Source organism: Bradyrhizobium sp. UFLA06-24 (assembly GCF_054967145.1).
Genome location: NZ_JADFUE010000071.1, coordinates 13,881 through 29,786, shown reverse-complemented (window position 1 = coordinate 29,786; position 15,906 = coordinate 13,881). Strand labels below are relative to the sequence as shown.

Below are 15,906 nucleotides of genomic sequence, written 5' to 3'. Positions count from 1 at the left end.
AGTTCGTCGGCAGCGTCAGATGTGTATAAGAGACAGATCGTGTCCGGTGTTCCAGGTCGCGCTCTCGTCGGCGCGCCGCGAAGACTGGGCGGAGTCGCTGCGCGGTCTTTCGCCCGGCGATCTCGCGATGCATGTCGTGCTGCCCGAGGTCGACGGCCGCCTGTTCGCGGGTGTGGTGAGTTTCAAATCGGCGGACACGCGCGATCCCGATCTGCAATTTTCGCATCTGGCTCACAGGCCGGATGAAGAGCGCGTGAAGGCTGTTGCCGCGCGCGTGGCGGCGTGGCATCGCCTCGCGCAGAAGCCGGCATCCGAAAAGCGGCTGGCCATCGTGCTCTCCAGCTATCCGGGCCGTCCGCATCAGATCGCGCACGCGGTTGGTCTCGATGCGCTGGCGTCGGTCGGAGCATTGGTCTCCGATCTCGCTGAGACAGGCTACGGCATTGCGCCGGTTCAAGGTCTTGGCGAGAGATTGCAGACGCGGGCTTTGACGTGGAGTGTCGCCGAATACCGTGCCGCACTCTCCTGCCTCCTGCAATCACTGCAGGACGATCTCGCGCAGGCCTGGGGCGCGCCAGAGAGTGACCCGAGCTGCCGCGACGGTGCGTTTCACTTCGCTGCGATCTCTTGCGGCCGATCAATCATTGCCGTTCAGCCCGAGCGCGGCGATGCGGCTACGCGCGATACCGACTATCACGACCTCGCTCGCACCCCGCGCCATGCCTATGTCGCGTTCTATCTCTGGCTCCGCGCGCAGGAGATTGATGCAGTCGTGCATATGGGCGCCCATGGCACCCTGGAATGGCTGCCCGGAAAATCCGTGGCGCTATCCTCAAGCTGCTGGCCTGAGGCGCTGATTGGCGATCTCCCCGTGATCTATCCCTTCATTGTCAACGATCCCGGCGAAGCGGCGCAGGCCAAGCGGCGTATCGGCGCCGTCACCATCGGCCATCTGCCGCCGCCGCTGGAAACAGCTGCGGTCCCGGAAGGCTTGCGCCGGCTCGAACGGCTGCTCGACGAATATTCGACCGCCGACGGTCTCGATCCCGCCCGCCGCCAGCGCCTGATCGCCGCGATCCGCGACGAGGCCCGGGCCGCCGGTCTCGAACACGATCTCGGCCTCGAAGCATCGGCCGCGCCGGCCGAAGCCATTCCGCGCATCGATCGCTTCGTCTGCGATCTCAAGGAAAGCCAATTCGGCGACGGCCTGCATGTGTTCGGCCGTGGCGCCTGTGGCGAAGCCGAGCGTGATGCTCTGCGGGCCGCGCTTGCAGGCCGGCGCGTTGCACCGGGCCCGTCGGGTTCGCCCTATCGCGGGCGTCACGACGTGCTGCCGACGGGACGCAATCTGTTCGCCGTCGATCCGCGCGCGGTGCCGTCGCCTTCGGCGCATGCGCAAGGCATCAAGCTCGCCGAAGAGCTGCTGCGCCGCCATCTTCAGGATCACGGCGACTGGCCGAAGGGCCTCGTCGTTGATCTCTGGGGCTCTGCGACGATGCGCACCGCGGGCGAGGAGTTTGCGATGGCGCTGCATCTGGCAGGTCTCGCGCCGCGCTGGGACCATGCCTCCGGCCGCGTCACCGGCTACGACATCATTGCGCCGGCCGAGCTTGGCCGTCCCCGCATCGACGTGACACTGCGCGTGTCGGGCCTGTTCCGCGATGTCTTCACGGGCCTCGCGCAATTGTTCGAAGCCGCTTCCGAAGCGCTCGCATCGCGCGAGGAGGAGGGCGACGATAATCCCTACCGCCACCGTGTCTCCCGCGTGTTTGCACCCCGGCCCGGACAGTATGGCGTCGGCCTCTCGGCGATCCCGGATGCCTTCACATCCGAGACGCGCGACGCGGCGGGCGAGGCCTGGCTGTCGGCCTCGTCCTGGGCATTCACAGCTGATGGCGGAATCAAGCCGGATCGCGCCGGCATCGAACAGCGGCTCGCATCGGCCGCTGCGTTCGTTCACGCCCAGGATTTGCCGGAAACAGACCTGCTGCTCGCCGCCGACTATGCTGCGCACGAAGCCGGCGTCGCGGCTGCGGCAGCCCATCTCGGTGTGTCAGGGCCATCGCTCTATCATCTCGACACGACGCGACCCGACGAGCCGCACGCGCGTACGCTGACCGAGGAAATCTCCCGGGTCGTCCGTGCGCGCGCGGCCAATCCGGCCTGGATCGCCGGCATGATGCGCCACGGCTTTCGCGGTGCCGCCGAGATCACGGCCACGCTCGAGCACATGGCCGCCTTCGCGCATCTCGCCGGCGCCGTGCCGCCGCATCTGTTCGATCTCTATTACGACGCGACGCTCGGCAACGATGATGTTCGCGCCTTCATGGCCCGGGAAAATCAGGCGGCGCTCGCCGCGATGGAAATCTGCTTCACCCGCTTGCACGAGGCCTCGCTCTGGCGAACGCGCCGTAATTCGATCGCGGCTGCGCTGAAGGAGGCGTCATGAGCGCGGCTTCGGTCAAGGGCTGGTGCCCCGGTGCTATTAGGCCGATGCCATCGGGCGACGGGCTCGTGGTCCGCGTCCGCCCGTTCGGCGGGCGGCTCGACGCGGCGCAGGCTGCCGGACTTGCTGATCTCGCCCAGCGTCATGGCAACGGGCTGATTGACGTGACTAGCCGCGCCAATCTCCAGATCAGGGGCGTCAGCGACACCAGCCACCGGCTGCTGCTCGACGGTCTTGCGCAACTGACCCTGCTCGATCCGGATGCCGTCATCGAATCCCGGCGCAATATCCTGGTCACGCCGTTCTGGCGCGACGGCGACGAGACCCAGGCGCTCGCAGCGGAGTTGGAAGAGGCGCTGGCGGACAGCATGCTGGAGCTGCCTGTGAAATTCGGCTTCGCCATCGATGACGGCAAGTCGCGCGTGCTTGCCGGTAATTCCGCCGATGTGCGGATCGAGCGTGATGCTGCCGGCGGTCTCCTCGTGCGCGCGGAGGGCGCCAGACTCGGCCGCAGCGTCGCACGCGGCGAAGCTGTCGCGACTGCGCTTGCCGTTGCGCGCTGGTTCGTCGCCTCCGGCGTCAAGAACGGACGAGGGCGGATGGCAACGCATCTTGCCTCCGGCGCAAAATTGCCCGAGGCGCTGCGGGGCGAGACGGAGCCTGCGCCAATCATGGCTGCCGCGCGTCCCGGTCTCTATCCGCAGGGCGCCATGGTCGGCGTCGCCTTCGGGCAGTTGTCGCATGCGACGCTTCATCAGCTCTCCGGTTGCGGGCATGCGCTGCGGATGACGCCGTGGCGAATGGTTTTGAGCGAGGGCAAGCGGACGATGCCGTCGGCGCCCGGCCTGATCACCGAACCCTACGACCCGGCGCTGCGCGTCATCACCTGCAGCGGCGCGCCGCGCTGTCGCGAGGCGCATGCCGATACCCGCGCGCTGGCGGCGGCGCTGGCGCACAACATCGGCGCGGCTGCGCAGCTTCACGTCTCCGGCTGCGTCAAGGGTTGTGCCCATTCCGGCACGGCGGCGATCACGCTGGTCGCGACCGCTCAAGGATTCGATCTGGTGCGTAGCGGATCGACGCGCGACGAGCCCGTCCTGCGCGGACTCGATCGCGACGACATCATCAGCGATCCCTCCGTCCTGATGGGAGGGAACTGATGCCGCACGTTTACGAGACCGATGGCGCGGCGATCTATCGGCAATCCTTTGCGACCATCCGCGCCGAGGCTGATCTTGTGCGCTTCACACCTGACGAGGAGCAGGTGGTGGTGCGGATGATCCATGCCGCCGGCATGGTGGGCCTGGAGGCGCATATCCGATTCACGCCTGGGATGGTGGCCGCTGCACGCGCCGCTTTGCAGAAGGGGGCGCCGATCCTGTGCGATGCGCGCATGGTGTCGGAGGGAATCACGCGCGCGAGACTGCCCGCGGCCAATGCCGTCATCTGCACGCTCGGCGACGAGACCGTGCCCGCGCTGGCGCAATCGATGCGCAATACGCGATCGGCTGCAGCGCTGGAGCTGTGGCGGCCGCACCTCGATGGAGCGATCGTTGCGATCGGCAATGCGCCGACGGCACTGTTTCACCTGCTCAACATGCTGGAGGACCAGAATTGTCCGCGGCCGGCAGCGATCATCGGCTGCCCGGTCGGCTTCGTCGGTGCGGCCGAATCCAAGGCCGCGCTGATGGCTGATCCGCCCGTGCCCGCGTTGACGGTCGAAGGCCGCCTCGGTGGCTCCGCGATCACGGTGGCCGCCGTGAACGCGCTCGCGAGCCGGAGCGAATAGTCATGGGACGCATCATCTGCTGCGGTCTCGGCCCCGGCGATCCCGATCTCATGAGCGTGCGCGCCGATCGAACCGTGCGTGCCGCGAAACATGTCGCCTATTTCCGCAAGAAGGGGCGGCCCGGCCAGGCGCGGCGCATCGTCGAAGGCATGCTGGCGGCTGACGTCACCGAGTATCCGATGGAATATCCGGTGACCACGGAGATCGCGTTTGACAGTGCCGAATACGTCCAGCTGCTGGCGGGGTTTTACGACGAATGGGCCGAGCGGCTGGCGCGGCTGTCGCGCGCGGTCGACGTCGTCGTGCTCTGTGAGGGCGATCCCTATTTTTACGGCTCCTTCATGCATCTGCACACGCGCCTGCTGGGCCGCTCCGAGATCGAAGTGATCGCCGGCATTCCCGGCATGGTCGGCTGCTGGAACGGCGTCGGCCAGCCGATCGCGCTCGGCGACGACGTGACGACGGTGCTGATGGGCACGCTTCCCGAAGCCGAGCTCGAACGCCGCATGCGCGATTCCGATGCGCTGGTCGTCATGAAGACCGGCCGCAATCTCGCAAAAGTGCGCCGCGCGCTCGCATCCGCAGGCCGGCTCGACGATGCCTGGCTGGTCGAGCGCGGCACCATGCCGGGCGAGCGCGTGGTGCGGCTTGCCGAGATCGATGCCGCCGATTGTCCCTATTTTGCGATCGTGCTGGTGCATGGCACGGGCCGGCACCCGGATGCTGCCGAATGACGGGCACGCTAACCATCGCGGGCCTCGGCCCGGGTAGCGAGGCGCTGGTGACGCCGGAGGTCTCCGCTGCGCTGGCCGCCGCGACCGACATTCTGGGCTATGCGCCTTATGTGGCACGCGTCCCACCGCGGCCGGGGCTCAGGCTGCATCCCTCCAACAACCGCGAGGAGCTGCAGCGCGCGCGTGAGGCGTTGCGCCTTGCGGCCGAAGGCGGGCAGGTGGTGGTCGTCTCCTCGGGTGACCCCGGCGTATTTGCGATGGCGTCAGCCGTGTTTGAGGCACTCGAACAGGCGCCGCAATATCGGGACCTGCCGATCCGCGTGCTGCCGGGAATCACCGCAATGCTAGCCGCCGCCGCGCGCGCCGGCGCACCGCTCGGTCATGATTTCTGCGCGATCAATCTCTCCGACAATCTCAAGCCCTGGGCAGTGATCGAGAAGCGCCTGCGCCTGGCTGCGGAAGCTGATTTTTCCATCGCGATGTACAATCCGCGTTCGGCGAGCCGGCCGGAGGGATTTGGCCGCGCGCTCGCGGTGCTGAAGGAAGCCGGCTGCGGCGAGCGCCTCATGATCTTCGCGCGCGCGATCAGCGCTCCCGATGAGACAATCGTGACGGTGACGCTGGACGAGGCGACGCCCGAGATGGCTGACATGCGCACGCTCGTGATCGTCGGCAGTTCGCAGACACGCCGCGTCGGCCGCTGGGTCTACGCGCCGAGGCAGGTCCGATGACCGAGCCACTGCATCACTTCAGTGACGTTCTCCACGCGAGGCCTTTCAGGCACTTGCGGCCGGGAGATCATGATCACGGGCAGGCCGAGCAGGCGCGCGGCGTCGACCTTGGCGCGCGCGCCGTCGCCGCCGGAATTGCGGGCGACGATCCAGGCGATCTTGCGCGCGCGCAGCATCTCCAGCTCGCGGTCGACTGTGAACGGTCCGCGCGACACGATCACATCCGCTGGAAAAGGCCGGGGCGTGTCAGGCGGATCGACAAACCGCAGCGTATAGGCGTGTTGCGGCTGTCTTGCGAACGGCGCGATGTGCTGGCGGCCGATGGCAAGGAACACGTTCGCGGGCGCTTCGGGCAGCGCGGCGACCGCTGCGTCGACATCAGCCACCTCGATCCAGATATCGCCGGGCGCCTTGCTCCAGGGCGCGCGCTCCAGCGCGATGAGCGGCGTGCCGGTTTGCGCGCAGGCTTCGATGGCGTTGCGACTCATCTCGGCCGCAAAAGGATGAGTCGCATCGATCACATGCGTGATGCCTTCGCGCTTGATGGTATCGGCAAGTCCGCTCGCGCCGCCGAAGCCGCCGATGCGCGTCGGCAGGGGCTGATCCGCCGGGGCGCGGGTGCGGCCGCCATAGGAATAGACGGCATCGATGCCTGCGCGCGCGATCTCCGCGGCGAGCACGTTCGCATCGGCAATTCCGCCCAGAATAAGGGCGCGTGTCATGTCTGATCCCTGGCTGACCATCATCGGTATTGGCGAAGATGGCCTTGCCGGGCTGTCCGAGGCAAGTCGAAAGGCACTCGCCGACGCAGAAACTGTGTTTGGCGGTGAGCGGCACCTCGCGCTTGCAGACGCCGGAAGCCGCGGCCGCGCGTGGCCGGTGCCGTTCGACTCCGAAGTCGTGTTGAGCTGTCGCGGGCGACCGACGGCGGTGCTCGCCTCTGGCGATCCGTTCTGGCATGGCGCCGGTGCAGGTCTTGCCGAGAAGCTGCGGGACGACGAATGGATCGCGCATCCGGCGCCATCGACCTTCTCGCTCGCTGCCGCGAGGCTGGGCTGGCGCCTCGAAGCAACCGCCTGCCTCGGTCTCCACGCCGCACCCTTCGAGCGTCTTGTTCCGCATCTGGCGCAAGATGCGCGCATCATTTGCCTCGTGCGCGACGGGAAGGCCGCCGGTGAGCTCGCCAAATGGCTGACCCGACGCGGATGGGGCGCCTCGCTTCTCTGGACTCTCCAGGGACTCGGCGGGCCGCGAGAATCCATCGATCAGCACCGCGCCGATCTGTTTGCTGAGGATGTTCCCGGAAACCTGGTCGCGGTGGCGGTCCAGGCGCGGGGAGGGCAGGGTCTTCCCCGCAGCTCTGGATTGTCGGACGATCTGTTCGCCCATGACGGCCAGATCACCAAGCGACCGGTGCGCGCGCTTGCGCTTTCGACGCTGGCGCCGCGTCCGGGCGAGCGGCTGTGGGACATCGGCGCCGGCTCGGGCTCGATCTCGGTCGAGTGGGCGCTGTGCGGTGGAACGGCAACAGCGATCGAACTGCGCGAGGATCGGGCCGCGAATATTCGTGACAATGCGGCCGCGTTCGGGTTGGCGCACCGCATCACCATTCTCGCCGGAAAAGCTCCCGAAGCACTGGCTGCGTGCGCGGCACCCGATGCCGTCTTCATCGGCGGTGGTCTCGACCGCGCCATGTTCGATGGCATCTGGTCGCGGCTCAAGCCGGGCGCGCGGCTCGTCGCGCATTCCGTGACGCTGGAGACGGAGGGGCTGCTCGGGGAGCTGCATCAGCAACACGGCGGCGAGTTGATGCGTGTCGAGTTTGCGCATGCCGCTCCGCTCGGCCGTTATCGCTCGTGGGAGGCGGCGCGGCCGGTGGCGCAGTGGAGTGTGGTGCGATGAAGGTCGCCGGGCTCGGATTCAAAAAAGACGTGACGCTCGCCTCGTTGCGCGAGGCGCTTGCAGCGGCCGGCGGTTCCAATGGCCTCACGGCTGTGGCGACCGTGAGCGAAAAGGCCGATGCAGAGGCCCTGAAGCAGCTCGCGCGCGAGTGCGGCGTGCCGATCAGGGCGGTGCCGGCCGATGAACTCGCGCGGATCGGCACGCCTACGCAGTCGGAGCTCGTCGTCGAAAAGTTCGGCACCGGCTCCGTTGCCGAGGCGGCGGCACTCGCAGCAGCCGGCGCTCGTGCGCGGATTATCGCGACGCGGGTCGTCTCGCAGGATCGCACCGCGACCGCCGCGATTGCCGAAGGAGACGGCCCATGACCGTGCATTTCATCGGCGCCGGGCCGGGCGCACCTGACTTGTTGACCCTGCGCGGGCGCGATTTGATCGCCGCCTGCCCGGTCTGTCTCTATGCGGGATCGTTGGTGCCCGAGGGCGTGCTAGCGCATTGTCCGCCCGGTGCGCGCATCGTCAACACCGCGCCGCTGTCGCTCGACGAGATCATCGCGGAGATCTCAGCCGCGCACGCACAGGGTAAGGACGTCGCGCGACTGCATTCGGGTGATCTCTCGATCTGGTCGGCGATGGGCGAGCAGCTTCGCCGCCTGCGCGCGCTCGGCATTCCCTTCACGGTGACCCCAGGCGTGCCGTCATTCTCCGCCGCAGCGGCCGCGCTTGAGGCTGAGCTGACGTTGCCTGGACTTGCCCAGACTGTCGTGCTGACGCGCACGCCTGGCCGCGCCAGTGCAATGCCTGAAGGCGAGAAGCTCGCCGCATTCGCCGCGACCGGCGCGGTGCTCGCCATCCATTTGTCGATTCATATGCTCGACCAAGTCGTCGCCGAGCTGACGCCGCATTACGGTGCGGATTGCCCGGTCGCAATCGTTTGGCGCGCGAGCTGGCCGGACCAGCGCATCGTTCGCGCCACGCTCGCAACGGTCGATGCGGCTGTCGGCATCGAGATGGAGCGCACCGCGCTGATCCTGGTCGGCAAGACACTTGGCGCCGCGGATTTCGACGAGAGCCGCCTTTACGCTGCCGACTACGATCGCCGCTATCGGCCTGTTGGTGCCGAGCCGCGCTTTCCGGAGGTGTCGTGATGGCGGCAGGCCTTGTGATTTCTGCGCCGGCTTCGGGCGTCGGCAAGACCACGCTGACGCTGGCGCTCGCGCGTGCCTGGCGCCTTCGCGGCTTGAACGTGCAGTGTTTCAAGAGCGGCCCTGATTATATCGATCCTGCTTTCCATGCCGCGGCCACGGGGCGCGCCTCGGTCAATGTCGATAGCTGGGCGATGGATCGCGCCATGATTTCGCATCTCGTCAGCCGAGGCGTTGACGCCGACATCGTGCTGGCGGAGGGCTCGATGGGTCTGTTTGATGGTGTCGCTGCGCGCGGTGTTTCCGGCACCGGTGCCACCGCCGATATCGCTGAGATGCTGGGCTGGCCGGTGGTTCTGGTGATCGATCCCTCCGGGCAGGCGCAGACCGCGGCGGCGATTGCCGCGGGCCTGCGCGATTATCGCGACGGTGTGCGCCTTGCGGGCGTCGTGCTCAACCGCGTCGCCAGCCCGCGTCACGAGGACCTTGTGCGGCGCGCGGTCAACGATGCCGGCATTGCCGTGTTCGGCGCGCTGCCGCGCCATGCTGAGATCAGCCTGCCGAAGCGGCATCTCGGCCTGGTGCAGGCCGAGGAGCAGGCCGAGATCGGCAAGCTGATCGACGAGGCCGCGCGCTTCGTCGCCGAGCACGTCGATCTCGATGCGGTGCTGCGATCGGCCGCGACATGGTCGCCGCAACCGGCGGCAAACGGCCTCAACGTGACGCCGCCCGGCCAGCGCATCGCGCTCGCCCGCGATGCCGCGTTCTCCTTCGTCTATCCACATATGCTGGAAGCCTGGCGTGCGGCAGGCGCGGAGATCTCCACATTCTCGCCGCTTGCGGACGAGACGCCCGATGCGAGTGCCGATGTCTGCTGGCTGCCCGGCGGCTATCCCGAGCTTCATGCCGGCAAGATCGCCGCCAACGCCCGCTTCCGCAGCGGCCTGCGGGCCTTCGCCGAGACGCGGCCCGTGCACGGCGAATGCGGGGGATACATGGTGCTGGGCACCGCTTTGACCGATGCCGACGGTATCAGGCACGAGATGGCGGCCTTGCTTGGGCTCGAGACCAGCTTTGCCAAGCGCCGCATGCATCTGGGCTATCGTCTCGCCACGCTGGCTGCGCCGATGCCGGGACATGAGATCGGCGCGCGCTTGCGCGGGCACGAGTTTCACTATTCGACGATCGCCGCGCAGCCCGATACGCCGCTGGCCGTCGTGCACGACGCCACCGGCGCGGTCATCGCCGAGACCGGCTCGCGGCGGGGCCGCGCCAGCGGCACGTTCTTCCATCTGATCGCGGAGGACCGGTGAGCGGATTTGTCTCCTTCGTCTCCGCCGGCCCCGGAGATCCCGAGCTGCTCACGCTCAAGGGTGCCGCGCGGCTGCGCGACGCCGATGTCGTGCTCTATGACGATCTGGCCTCAGGCGCCATCCTGGATCTGGCCCGGCCCGGTGCCAATCTCGTCGCGGTCGGGAAACGGGCAGGCCGTCCCTCGACAAAGCAGCAGCATGTCAACCGCCTCTTGGTCGACTACGCCGCGACCGGCGCGCGCGTCGTGCGGCTGAAGTCGGGCGATGCCGGCATCTTCGGCCGACTCGAGGAGGAGCTGGAGACCTTGCGTGAAGCCGGCATCGGCTACGAGATCATTCCGGGCGTGACCTCGGCCTGCGTCGCCGCTGCGCAGGCCGGCATTCCCCTGACCCGCCGGCACACCTCGCGCCGGGTGCAATTTGTCACCGGCGCCGATGTCACCGGCGAGCTGCCGCCAAATCTGAACTGGGCGGCGCTGGCCGATCCTGACGCGACGACGGTGATCTATATGGGCCGGCGCACCTTTCCGGCCCTGGTTGCAAGACTGGTCGAGCACGGTCTTGCACCCACGACGCCGGCGCTGTTCGCTGAGTCCCTTGGCCGCGACGACGAGCGGCTGGTGCGCACCACGCTCGCCGAGCTCGCCGAGCAGCTTGCGCGAGGAGGTGCTGCGTCCACGGCCGCTGTCATCATGTTCGGCGCGCTGGCGGAAGGCGGACCGTCATGATGACGCTCTCCCTGATCGGTATCGGTTGCGGCGATCCCGGGCAGCTCACGCGTGCTGCGATTCAAGCAGTCAACGCGGCCGATCTCATCCTGATCCCGCGCAAGGGGACGGCAAAATCCGATCTCGCCGATCTCAGGCGGACGATCTGCGCCGATGTGCTCACCAAAGATACGACGCGCATCGCCGAATTCGATCTTCCCGTGCGCGACGCGGGTGAAGCGGATTATCGCAAGGGCGTGGACGATTGGCATGACGCCGTGGCCGCGGCCTGGTCGCAGACGATCGCCGATCATACCGGCACTGAGGGCAGGGTTGCGTTGCTGATCTGGGGTGATCCTTCGCTCTATGATTCCTCGCTGCGCATCGCGCGGCGGCTCAATCCGCTGCCAAAGATCGAGGTCGTGCCCGGCATCACCTCGATCCAGGCGCTATGCGCGGCGCATGCGCTGCCGCTCAACGACATCGGTGAGCCGTTCCTGGTCACCACAGGACGCCGCCTGCGCGAAGGCGGCTGGCCTGAAGGTGTCGATACCGTGGTGGTGATGCTCGATGGCGGCACGGCGTTCCAGTCGCTCGATCCTGATGGAATTCACATCTGGTGGGGCGCCTATCTCGGCATGCCAGACCAGATCATCATCTCCGGCGCTCTGGCCGAGATGGGCCCGCGTATCGTCGCTACGCGGCAGGACGCGCGCGAGCGTCACGGCTGGATCATGGACAGTTACATTCTCAAGCGCAGGCCAGAGGCGAGGCAGCATGCTCCCTGAATGGATCACTCAGAAATGCCCCGATATCTCCGCCGCTGATCGCGAAACGGCAGTCGTGCGGCAGGCGCAACTGACGAAGCCGACCGGTGCGCTCGGCCGACTCGAGCAGCTCGCGGTTGAGCTTGCCGGCCTGCAGGCGACCGAACGACCTCGCGCCGCCCGCGTGCCGATCATCGTCTTCGCCGGCGATCACGGCATCGTCGCGCAGGGCGTTTCGGCGTATCCGCAAGCGGTGACCATCGCCATGATGGCGAATTTTGCGTCCGGCGGTGCCGCGATCTCGGTGTTGGCGCGCCAGCTTGGTTCGACTCTCGAAGTCGTTGACGCTGGAACGCTGGCGCAGGAAGAGATGCCGGGCATCGTCACGGACAAGCCGCGACACGGCACGCGCGATTTTAGCATTGAGCCAGCCCTGACGCCTGCAGAGCTGGCATTCGCCTTCGAAGCCGGACAGCGTGCGGTGGCGCGGGCGAAGACCAACCAGCCCGATCTCTTGATCTTCGGCGAGATGGGCATCGGCAATACCACGACGTCTGCGGCAATCGCCGCAAGCCTGCTGGGAATCAGCGCGGAGGAAATTGCGGGTCATGGCACCGGTGTCGATGCGGCCGGCCGCGCACACAAAGCGCGTGTGGTGGACGCCGCGATTGGGCGTCACGGCTTGGCGGGTGCTTCACCCGAAAAGATCCTGGGCGCCGTCGGCGGCCTCGAGATCGCGGCGATCTCAGGCGCGATCATCGCGGCTGCGCAGGCGCGCATTCCGGTGCTGATCGACGGGTTCATCGTGTCGGTTGCGGCGCTGGCGGCGGTCCGTCTGAATCCGTCGTGCCAGCCATTCCTGCTGCCGTCGCATCAATCGGCGGAGCAGGGCCATCGTCTGGTGCTGCGCGCGCTGAACGTCGAGCCGCTGATCAGCCTCGACCTCAGGCTGGGCGAGGGATCGGGCGCCGCAATCGCGCTGCCGCTGGTGCGGGCGGCCTGCGCGCTTCACAATGAGATGGCGACGTTTGCGCAGGCCAATGTGCCTGACAGACCTAGCTGACCTGCTGATTGACCGACACGACACGCCAGCCGGTTGCGAGGCGGTCGATCCGGGTCAACGACAACGGATCGACGACGAAGCGCAACGCCGCCTGCGGCGTCAGGTCAAGCGCGATGCAAAGCGCGGCGCGGATGGTGCCGGAATGCACGACCAGCGTTGCCGAGCCTGCGCCAATCTCCGCGAAGGCTCGCCGAACGCGGGCGACCTGATCTTCAAAACTTTCTCCTCCAGGCGGTCGTCTACGTGCCGGATCGCTCCAGAATTGCGCGTAAGCCGCGCCACCGGTTGCGGCGAGCTCGTCATGACGACGCCCGGTCCAGTCGCCAAAATCCTGCTCGCCGAACGCGGGCACCAGCTCAGGCTCGAGCCCCAGGGCGCGTGCGGTCTCGACGGTGCGTCGCGCCGGGCTCGCATAACTCGCCGCATCGCGCGGCAAGCACCGGCGCAGCGCCTCTAGTTGCGAGTGATCGCCGAGATCCGCCGGCGCATCGGCCGCATGGATGGTGCCAGCGGCACCGTCGACCGGGGCATGGCGTATCAGCCAGAGGAAGGTCTCGCCTTCCATGCAGATCTCCCAGGGAAGTTGGCCGCTGTGGCTTATCGCCGCGTCTGGCACATTGACTCCGTCTTCGCCGTAATCCTAGATGCTCGTGACGGTTTCCCCGAGAGGGGATGAAAAGGGAATGCGGTGCCGGGAATTTATCCCCAATGCCGTAGCTGCCCCCGCAACTGTAAGCGGCGAATCCTTCGTCACGAGCCACTGGGTCCTCGGTCCCGGGAAGGCGACGAAGCGGTCACGACCCGCGAGCCAGGAGACCTGCCGTCAGCCGTGGTCACACGCGAAGATGTCGGTCGGGGAGTACAGACATTCGGCTTCATCGGACGGCTGACAGCCTGAAGATGGGACCTTGGTTCGCGGTGACGTGCCACTGACGTCACGCCGAGGTCCGAGACCGTGTCTTCCGCTCGTATTGTACGATCACGCCGCTTTCTGCTGGTGTCCTCCGCCCTCATATTTTTTGTCGTTCTCAACATGCCGGCTGCGTTGGCGCAGCAGGCTCGCGAGCCGCTGCCGCCGGTGGAGGTGTCGGCGCCGCCCTCGCGCAAGCAGGACAGGCCGGCCGGCCGGGACGCGGCGAGCGCACGACGTACGGCAGCGCGCAGGCCGGCCGCGATGACGGCCGCATCCAAGCCAGTCATCCCGAATGCTCCGACCCCTCTCAACAGCAACGCCGTCGCCGAGAGCGTCTCGCGCCTCGGCCTGACCGTGCGCGAGACACCCGCGACCGTCGAGGTGATCTCCGCCGACACCATGCGCGAGCAGGGCTACCGCACAGTCTCCGACGTGGCCCAGGGCGCTGTCGGCGTCACCGCCGGCGACAATCCCGCCGAGCCCTCGGCGTTCTCGATGCGCGGCTTCACCAACAGCCAGATCAACACGCTCTACAACGGCATCAAGATCGGCCCGCAGAACATGACTTCGCGGATCATGGACACCGCCAATCTCGAAGCCGTGGAAATCCTGAAGGGCCCGGCCTCGCTGATCTCGGGCGAAGGCGCCGCCGGCGGCGCGATCAATTTCGTCACCAAGCAGCCGCACACCGGAGCGATCCGCAACGAGGCGGACTTATCGTATGACTCCCTGAGCTCGTTTCGCGTCCATTACGGCTCGGGCGGCAGCACCAACGTGCAGGGCCTGGACTACCGCCTCGACGTCAGCCGTTCCACCCTCAACGGGTTTGCCGATGACACCAACACCAAAACGCTTGATGTCTCCGGCCAGTTCAATTACCGCGTCTCCGAGAGCCTCAAGGTCTGGGGCGCCGTCGAATATCGCGAGGACCGCGGCAAGGCCTATTGGGGCGCGCCACTGGTTCCGGTCGCGTTCAGCGGCTCGCATGCGACGGCGGGCATCGTCTCCGGAAGTTACGTCTCGAACTTCAACGGGGCCAATCTCGGGCGTGTGACCATCGACGATCGAACCTTCATCACCAACTACAATGTCCTCGATAACAGGAACGTGGCGCAGGAAGTCTGGCTGCGCGGCGGGTTCGAGCTGAAGCTGGCGCCTGATTTGATGCTGAAGAGCCAGGCTTATGGCTACGGCGCCGAACGCAGCTGGTTCAACAACGAGGTCGAGGCGTTCAACACGGCCACGAACACGGTCGATCGCAGCCGCTTCTACGTGGCGCACAGCCAGCGCCTGGTCGGCACCATCACCGATCTGACATGGGATGCCGATATCGCGGGCTTCGGAAATCGTCTCGTCACGACATTGTCGTCGAGCTACCTCGACTTCGTCAGGCCGGGGGCTGCGAATTTTCCCGGCGACTCCGTTTCGTTGGTCGATCCCAACCGCGGCTTCTACGGGCTGTTGACGACGCAGCAGCAGACCGCGCGCATCGACAACGAGGCGCTGTCGTTCGAGGACCGGTTGAAGTTGACGCGTACCTTCGCGCTGATCGGCGGGCTGCGCGTCGACCATATCGGGCTCGACCGCAATTCGACCGACGTCAACGGTCTGGAGAAGGCGAACTTCCCATTCACGAAAGACTGGGCGCCGGTCACTGGGCGGATCGGCTACACCTGGGAAGCCGTGCCCGGTTTGACCTTCTTCAGCCAGTACGCCACCGGTGCCGACGTCTCGGCCAACAACATCTTCCTGATCGCGCCGACGCAGAAGCTGGATCTGACCACCGCGCGCACCTACGAGACCGGAGTCAAGCACCTGCTGTGGGACAACAGGGCGGAGTGGTCGTTCTCGGCTTACGACATCCTGCGCAAAAACGTTTATGCCGCGGCCGGCGGTCAGACCCTCAACATCGCGGGACGGCAGGAATCGAAGGGCATCGAGCTCGCCGGATCGATCCGCCCGATCGAGCCGCTGCGGCTATGGGGCAACATCGCCTATGTCGATGCGCGCTATGCTGACTTTGATTTTGCCGGCGGTTCCTTCTCGGGCAATACGCCACCGAACGTGCCGCGTATCGTCGTCAATGCCGGCGCATCCTGGCGTTTCTTCACGCCCTGGCCGGTCGAGATCGGCATCACCGGCCGCCATGTCGGCGACCGCTACAATAGTGACGCCAACACCGTGACCATGAACGCCTATACGGTGGGCGATCTCTACGCCTTCGTGGACATCCCCAGGACGGGGTTCGCTACGGTCGATCACGCCCGCCTGACCCTTCGGATCCGCAACTTTACCGACAAGCGCTACGCGATCTGGGGCGATCCGTTCTATCCCGACCAGATCCTCTTGGGCTCGCCGCGGACCTACGAAATCTCGGCCGCGTTCAAATGGTAGGGCATA

15 protein-coding genes and 1 riboswitch are annotated in these 15,906 nt (G+C 66.8%); of the genes, 13 read left to right on the top strand and 2 right to left on the bottom strand.

The genetic code is table 11. From position 1 onward, the window contains the following. The 5 genes from cobN to cobJ all read left to right on the top strand — a co-directional run. The coding region (gene cobN / locus IF809_RS33045) for a cobaltochelatase subunit CobN (RefSeq protein ID WP_462839615.1) at positions 1-2,449 on the top strand (2,449 nt) is incomplete at its 5' end. Further along, positions 2,446-3,606: a precorrin-3B synthase gene (gene cobG, locus IF809_RS33040; RefSeq protein WP_462839614.1), complete on the top strand. Its 1,161-nt coding sequence runs from the start codon at positions 2,446-2,448 to the stop codon at positions 3,604-3,606. The genes cobN and cobG, both read left to right, overlap by 4 nt. Beyond that, a complete protein-coding gene (locus tag IF809_RS33035) occupies positions 3,606-4,235 on the top strand; it encodes a precorrin-8X methylmutase (RefSeq protein ID WP_462839613.1) in 630 nt (209 codons plus the stop codon). Before cobG ends, IF809_RS33035 begins: the two co-directional genes overlap by 1 nt. Positions 4,236-4,237: 2 nt before the next feature. Then, positions 4,238-4,969 carry a precorrin-2 C(20)-methyltransferase gene (locus IF809_RS33030; RefSeq protein WP_128967171.1) on the top strand — a complete coding sequence of 244 codons (732 nt, stop codon included), beginning with the start codon at positions 4,238-4,240 and terminating at the stop codon, positions 4,967-4,969. After that, positions 4,966-5,700: a precorrin-3B C(17)-methyltransferase gene (gene cobJ, locus IF809_RS33025; RefSeq protein ID WP_462839612.1), complete on the top strand. Its 735-nt coding sequence runs from the start codon at positions 4,966-4,968 to the stop codon at positions 5,698-5,700. Before IF809_RS33030 ends, cobJ begins: the two co-directional genes overlap by 4 nt. On the opposite strand, the gene IF809_RS33020 is transcribed toward cobJ, so the two are convergent. Then, positions 5,676-6,422, bottom strand: coding sequence for a cobalt-precorrin-6A reductase (locus IF809_RS33020; protein ID WP_462839611.1), 747 nt, complete (start codon positions 6,420-6,422; stop codon positions 5,676-5,678). The two genes, cobJ and IF809_RS33020, sit on opposite strands and share 25 nt — an antisense overlap. On the opposite strand from IF809_RS33020, the gene cbiE reads away from it, so the two are divergent. The 7 genes from cbiE to cobT are packed head-to-tail and all read left to right on the top strand — an operon-like array spanning position 6,421 to position 12,593. Then, the gene (gene cbiE / locus IF809_RS33015; RefSeq protein ID WP_462839610.1) at positions 6,421-7,602 is read left to right on the top strand and encodes a precorrin-6y C5,15-methyltransferase (decarboxylating) subunit CbiE; all 1,182 of its coding nucleotides are present in this window, start codon (positions 6,421-6,423) and stop codon (positions 7,600-7,602) included. The genes IF809_RS33020 and cbiE overlap by 2 nt on opposite strands. Further along, positions 7,599-7,967 carry a cobalamin biosynthesis protein gene (locus tag IF809_RS33010; protein ID WP_453979528.1) on the top strand — a complete coding sequence of 123 codons (369 nt, stop codon included), beginning with the start codon at positions 7,599-7,601 and terminating at the stop codon, positions 7,965-7,967. Before cbiE ends, IF809_RS33010 begins: the two co-directional genes overlap by 4 nt. Then, entirely contained in the window at positions 7,964-8,746 is a 783-nt protein-coding gene (cobM, locus tag IF809_RS33005) for a precorrin-4 C(11)-methyltransferase (protein WP_462839609.1), read from the top strand. Before IF809_RS33010 ends, cobM begins: the two co-directional genes overlap by 4 nt. Further along, positions 8,746-10,056 (top strand): cobyrinate a,c-diamide synthase, encoded by a 1,311-nt coding sequence (locus IF809_RS33000; protein WP_462839608.1) that lies wholly within the window; start codon positions 8,746-8,748, stop codon positions 10,054-10,056. The genes cobM and IF809_RS33000 overlap by 1 nt, the downstream gene beginning before the upstream one ends. Then, positions 10,053-10,784, top strand: a complete 732-nt coding sequence (gene cobA, locus IF809_RS32995; protein ID WP_462839607.1) for a uroporphyrinogen-III C-methyltransferase — start codon at positions 10,053-10,055, stop codon at positions 10,782-10,784. The genes IF809_RS33000 and cobA overlap by 4 nt, the downstream gene beginning before the upstream one ends. Continuing rightward, positions 10,781-11,551, top strand: a complete 771-nt coding sequence (gene cobF / locus IF809_RS32990) for a precorrin-6A synthase (deacetylating) (RefSeq protein WP_128967163.1) — start codon at positions 10,781-10,783, stop codon at positions 11,549-11,551. The genes cobA and cobF overlap by 4 nt, the downstream gene beginning before the upstream one ends. Next, positions 11,541-12,593: a nicotinate-nucleotide--dimethylbenzimidazole phosphoribosyltransferase gene (cobT, locus tag IF809_RS32985; protein ID WP_462839606.1), complete on the top strand. Its 1,053-nt coding sequence runs from the start codon at positions 11,541-11,543 to the stop codon at positions 12,591-12,593. The genes cobF and cobT overlap by 11 nt, the downstream gene beginning before the upstream one ends. On the opposite strand, the gene IF809_RS32980 is transcribed toward cobT, so the two are convergent. Further along, entirely contained in the window at positions 12,586-13,158 is a 573-nt protein-coding gene (locus tag IF809_RS32980; RefSeq protein WP_462839605.1) for a histidine phosphatase family protein, read from the bottom strand. The two genes, cobT and IF809_RS32980, sit on opposite strands and share 8 nt — an antisense overlap. 72 nt (positions 13,159-13,230) lie before the next feature. Further along, positions 13,231-13,432: riboswitch (cobalamin riboswitch) on the top strand. Between the two features lie 116 nt (positions 13,433-13,548). On the opposite strand from IF809_RS32980, the gene IF809_RS32975 reads away from it, so the two are divergent. Beyond that, positions 13,549-15,900: a TonB-dependent receptor gene (locus IF809_RS32975; RefSeq protein WP_462839604.1), complete on the top strand. Its 2,352-nt coding sequence runs from the start codon at positions 13,549-13,551 to the stop codon at positions 15,898-15,900. The last annotated feature ends 6 nt before the right edge of the window (positions 15,901-15,906 follow it).

Excerpts from the sequence above, each read along its gene's own strand:
- IF809_RS33020 (WP_462839611.1), bottom strand. The coding sequence starts at position 6,422 with ATGACACGCGCCCTTATTCTGGGCGGAATTGCCGATGCGAACGTGCTC.
- cobT (WP_462839606.1), top strand. The coding sequence starts at position 11,541 with ATGCTCCCTGAATGGATCACTCAGAAATGCCCCGATATCTCCGCCGCT.
- cobF (WP_128967163.1), top strand. The coding sequence starts at position 10,781 with ATGATGACGCTCTCCCTGATCGGTATCGGTTGCGGCGATCCCGGGCAG.
- cbiE (WP_462839610.1), top strand. The coding sequence starts at position 6,421 with ATGTCTGATCCCTGGCTGACCATCATCGGTATTGGCGAAGATGGCCTT.
- IF809_RS33035 (WP_462839613.1), top strand. The coding sequence starts at position 3,606 with ATGCCGCACGTTTACGAGACCGATGGCGCGGCGATCTATCGGCAATCC.
- IF809_RS33010 (WP_453979528.1), top strand. The coding sequence starts at position 7,599 with ATGAAGGTCGCCGGGCTCGGATTCAAAAAAGACGTGACGCTCGCCTCG.
- cobJ (WP_462839612.1), top strand. The coding sequence starts at position 4,966 with ATGACGGGCACGCTAACCATCGCGGGCCTCGGCCCGGGTAGCGAGGCG.
- cobM (WP_462839609.1), top strand. The coding sequence starts at position 7,964 with ATGACCGTGCATTTCATCGGCGCCGGGCCGGGCGCACCTGACTTGTTG.
- IF809_RS32980 (WP_462839605.1), bottom strand. The coding sequence starts at position 13,158 with ATGGAAGGCGAGACCTTCCTCTGGCTGATACGCCATGCCCCGGTCGAC.
- IF809_RS33000 (WP_462839608.1), top strand. The coding sequence starts at position 8,746 with ATGGCGGCAGGCCTTGTGATTTCTGCGCCGGCTTCGGGCGTCGGCAAG.
- cobG (WP_462839614.1), top strand. The coding sequence starts at position 2,446 with ATGAGCGCGGCTTCGGTCAAGGGCTGGTGCCCCGGTGCTATTAGGCCG.
- IF809_RS33030 (WP_128967171.1), top strand. The coding sequence starts at position 4,238 with ATGGGACGCATCATCTGCTGCGGTCTCGGCCCCGGCGATCCCGATCTC.